At 65.7% G+C, this 3,597-nt stretch carries 4 protein-coding genes; all 4 read left to right on the forward strand.

The features are described from left to right. Window positions 1-182 precede the first annotated feature (182 nt). From istA to AWC02_RS16475, 4 genes are read left to right on the forward strand one after another with little or no spacing between them, the layout of a single operon-like run. Window positions 183-1,763: an IS21 family transposase gene (gene istA, locus AWC02_RS16460; protein ID WP_061483130.1), complete on the forward strand. Its 1,581-nt coding sequence runs from the start codon at window positions 183-185 to the stop codon at window positions 1,761-1,763. Next, entirely contained in the window at window positions 1,760-2,557 is a 798-nt protein-coding gene (gene istB, locus AWC02_RS16465) for an IS21-like element helper ATPase IstB (RefSeq protein ID WP_061483131.1), read from the forward strand. Before istA ends, istB begins: the two co-directional genes overlap by 4 nt. Before the next feature lie 41 nt (window positions 2,558-2,598). Further along, window positions 2,599-3,177 (forward strand): hypothetical protein, encoded by a 579-nt coding sequence (locus AWC02_RS16470; RefSeq protein ID WP_003886031.1) that lies wholly within the window; start codon window positions 2,599-2,601, stop codon window positions 3,175-3,177. A gap of 5 nt (window positions 3,178-3,182) precedes the next feature. After that, window positions 3,183-3,521 (forward strand): DUF3024 domain-containing protein, encoded by a 339-nt coding sequence (locus tag AWC02_RS16475; RefSeq protein ID WP_040632581.1) that lies wholly within the window; start codon window positions 3,183-3,185, stop codon window positions 3,519-3,521. Window positions 3,522-3,597: the final 76 nt, after the last annotated feature.

Raw genomic sequence — 3,597 nt, forward strand, 5'->3', positions numbered from 1 at the left:
GGACGGTTTGAAGTGGCTCCACCTGTGTGGTCGCGGGTGTGCTGTTGTGACGGTCTGATCTGGCCCCGTCTTCACGACACGCCGCGTTGGTTCTGACGACGTGGATTGGCCCCACCTGACGGTGATCACGTGCGTTCCGGAGGTCCCGGGTTCGCTGGTGATGAAGGTGGAGGCGCTGGAGGGTGAGGTCGAAGGTGGAGCAGTTTGCGGCGATTCGGCGGGATCGCCGGGTCGAGGGGTTGTCGATCCGGGAGTTGGCCGATAAGCATCGGGTGCATCGGCGCACGGTGCGTCAGGCGTTGGCCTCGGCGGTGCCGCCAGCCCGCAAGGTTCCGGTGCGGGTGGCGCCGCGACTGGAGCCGTTCAAGGTTGCCATTGATGAGATGCTGCGGTCGGATCTGGAGGCTCCGAAGAAGCAACGGCACACTGCCCGAAGGGTTTTGGCGCGTCTGGTCGATGAGCACGATGCTGCCGGGTTGTCGTATTCGACGGTGCGTGACCATGTCCGCAAGCGGCGCCCGCAGATCGCTGCGGAGGCGGGGCGGGCGTTGGAGGCCGGTTTCGTGCCGCAGACGTATCGGCCCGGCGCGGAGGCCGAGGTCGATTTCCATGATCTGTGGGTAGTGCTGGCCGGGGTGAAGACCAAGACTGCGTTGTTCACGATGCGGTTGTCGTTCTCGGGTCGGGCGGCTCATCGGGCGTTCGCGACCCAGGGTCAGGAGGCGTTCCTGGAAGGCCATGTGTATGGGTTTGACCGGCTCGGGGGTGTGCCGGTCGACAAGATCCGCTATGACAACCTCAACAGCGCGGTCAAGCAGGTGCTGTTCGGGCGTTCCCGGCAGGAGAATGAGCGCTGGATCGCGTTTCGCTCGCACTACGGTTTCGAAGCCTGGTACTGCCAGCCCGGTCACGAGGGCAGCCACGAGAAGGGTGGTGTGGAAGGCGAAGGTGGGCGGTTTCGCCGAACCCATTGCGTGCCGATGCCGGTGGTCGAATCCATCGATGAACTCAACGCGATACTCGCCGCCGCCGACGACGCTGATGATCGGCGACGGATCGCCAACCGCGCCAACACCGTTGGCCAGGACTGGCAGACCGAGAAACCGGCCCTGCAGCCGGTCACCGGTGAACCGTTCGATACGGCCCTGTCGTTAACTCCGCGGGTGGACCGGTACGCCCAGATCATGGTGCGCTGCAATCAGTATTCGGTGCCGGCACGGTTCATCGGACATCGGCTGCGGGTGAAACTGTCGGCCTCCCATGTCACCGTCTATGACCGCACGACTGTGGTGGCACGCCATCCGCGGGCGGTCGGTAAGGGCACCAAGGTGCTGGAGTTGGATCATTACCTGGAGATCCTGGCCCGCAAACCCGGGGCACTGCCCGGGGCCACCGCACTGCTGCAGGCCCGGGCGGCCAAGGTGTTCACCGCCGAGCACGACACCTGGTGGGCGGCCGCGCGGCGGGCCCACGGCGACGCCGCCGGCACCCGGGCTTTGGTGGAGGTGTTGCTGCTGCATCGCCACCTCGACCACGCCGATGTGCTCGCCGGGATCACCGCTGCACTGTCGGTGGGCGCCACCAACGCCGATGTCGTCGCGTTGGAGGCACGCAAAGCTGCCGAACGACGCCGCGCCGGCAGCTGCACCGACTCCACCGCCGGTGGGCAGGTGCTGGTGCTGGCCGAGCACCGTCTGCTCGATGCGCGTGGGTTGCCCTCAGTTGCCCCCTACGACAGTCTCCTGGGCCGGGAGACGTCATGACCGCGCGACGCAATGTCACCGAGCAGGCCGCGGTCGCAGCGATCGAGCAGGGCTGCCGAATGCTGCGGCTGCCCACGATGCGTGACCGCTTCGCCGAGATCGCCGCGGCCGCCGAACGCGAACAGCAGTCCTATCTGGGGTTCCTATCGGAGTTGGTGATCGCCGAATGCGACGACCGGGATCGGCGCCGCGCCGCACGCCGCGTGCACGACGCGGGGTTTCCCCGACCAAAACGGCTCGAGGAGTTCAACTTTGAGGCCAACCCGGCGATCAACCCCGCCGTTATCGGCACCCTGCGCAGTTTGGCGTGGGTCAAAGCCGGTGAACCCCTGTGCTTGATCGGGGACTCCGGGACCGGCAAGAGTCACCTGCTGATCGGCCTGGGAACCCTGGCCGCCGAATCCGGCTACCGCGTCCGCTACACCCTGGCCAGCAAGCTGGTCAACGAACTCGTCGAAGCCGCCGACGACGCCCAACTGAGCAAGCTGATCACCCGCTACGGTCGGGTCGATCTGCTGCTGATCGACGAGCTGGGCTATCTGCAATTGGATCGCCGCGGCGCCGAACTGTTGTTCCAAGTGCTCACCGAACGCGAAGAACGCTCGGCGGTGGCGATCGCCTCCAACGAACCATTCTCAGCCTGGACCAAGACATTCACCGACCCGCGGTTGTGCGCGGCGATCGTCGACCGGTTGACCTTCGCCGGACAGATCATCGAAACCGGCACCACCTCCTACCGGCTGGCCCATGCCCGCAAACGACGCAGCACCACTACCGAATCAACCAGCAGCTGACCCACGCCCTTACAGTCTGCGGCGGCTACAGTGACCAGGTCATGTTGGTCGCCGATCTGCAACACTTCCTCGACGTGGGACCCGAAACCCCGGGACCGGCCCGCAAGCTCGCCGAGCACCTGAGCGCGATCGTCGCCGCAGCCTCCGCCGGGGACGCGCACACCCGCTGGGAAACCGCCCTGCCCTGCCGACGCCGTCCGGCCCACCGCGCCTGCCCCGGCCGCATCGTCGTGGGCTGGACCCAACCAGATCACCCCATCAACTGGTGCTGCAGTCACTGCGATGACGACGGCACCATCAGCAACTGGGCCACCTCGATCTACGACCTACGTCGCCAACAGCTCAGCGCGGCTCAACCCGTCAGGGACGTCGTTGTCGATGCTGACACCGCCGCGGCGCTGCGGACCCTGCCGTTCCTCGACCACGACTGCCAGCGAGCAGTTTACGCGATCCGCACCCACGGCAACGAACTTCACCTCACGCTGACCGACATCGAACTCGACGAACTGATCGACTCGCTGGCCGCCGAAGCCAACCATGAACCCAACCGGCGCCGCCAACGACAACTCGACACCGCCTACGACCGCCTCACCGCCGCCGCCGGCCAACCCCGCTGGTAATCAGCATGGCACTGCCCGACCTTGACGTCGTACGCGTGCAACGATGGTGTGTGGCAAGAGTTCCCGAAGATGCACGCCACGAAGTACGCGTCGAATGCGAGATCGCATCCAGGCATCTGACCATCACCGAGAACCGCCCACCCTGGCGTGAAGACTTCGGCCCGGACTGGATCAGCTTCCCGATCGCCCGCCTGCGCTACACCGCCACCACCAAAACCTGGACCCTCTACTGGCGTGACCGCCACCAGCGATTCCACCGCTACGACCTACTCAACCCCTCAGCCCACATCGCCGACCTACTCACCGAAATCGACCAAGACCCCACCGGCATCTTCTGGGGCTGAACCACCTCAACCGAACCTCACCGGATGGGGCCAAATCCAACCGTCACACCGGGGCCAGTTCAAGTTGACATTGCCA

The organism is Mycolicibacter engbaekii, assembly GCF_002101585.1.
Taxonomy (GTDB): domain Bacteria; phylum Actinomycetota; class Actinomycetes; order Mycobacteriales; family Mycobacteriaceae; genus Mycobacterium; species Mycobacterium engbaekii.

Bases quoted from the DNA above. Each gene is read 5' to 3' on its own strand.
- AWC02_RS16470 (WP_003886031.1), top strand. From the start codon at position 2,599: ATGTTGGTCGCCGATCTGCAACACTTCCTCGACGTGGGACCCGAAACC.
- istB (WP_061483131.1), top strand. From the start codon at position 1,760: ATGACCGCGCGACGCAATGTCACCGAGCAGGCCGCGGTCGCAGCGATC.
- AWC02_RS16475 (WP_040632581.1), top strand. From the start codon at position 3,183: ATGGCACTGCCCGACCTTGACGTCGTACGCGTGCAACGATGGTGTGTG.